This is a genomic window from Pseudomonas sp. EL_65y_Pfl2_R96 (genome assembly GCF_963970905.1).
Classification (GTDB): Bacteria; Pseudomonadota; Gammaproteobacteria; order Pseudomonadales; family Pseudomonadaceae; genus Aquipseudomonas.
This window is the reverse complement of record NZ_CAXAQH010000486.1, coordinates 1-240: the sequence shown is the minus strand read 5'-3', so window position 1 is coordinate 240 and position 240 is coordinate 1. Positions and strand designations below refer to the sequence as shown.

General features: G+C 60.4%; 1 protein-coding gene. It reads left to right on the top strand.

What is annotated here, in order from left to right; genetic code table 11:
- The coding region (locus AACY49_RS31700; protein ID WP_339528312.1) for an immunoglobulin-like domain-containing protein at positions 1-240 on the top strand (240 nt) is incomplete at both ends.

The window sequence follows — 240 nt, the reverse complement described above, 5'->3', positions numbered from 1 at the left end:
GCAGCGGTTCTGTCAACTTCGTTGCGCCAAATGATGCACTGGCCGGTGGCGGCTCCCTGAGCGTCAAGATCGACGATGCCAAGGGCGGTAACTACGAGAAACTGGAAGTCGACGGCAAGTCGGCGGATACCTCGATCACTGATACAGCAGACACCACCACCCTCAGCCTGAGCGCAGCCGACTCCGTGGCCGAAGGCGGTTCCATCGTTTATACCGCCACCCTGAGCAATGCGGCCGGTA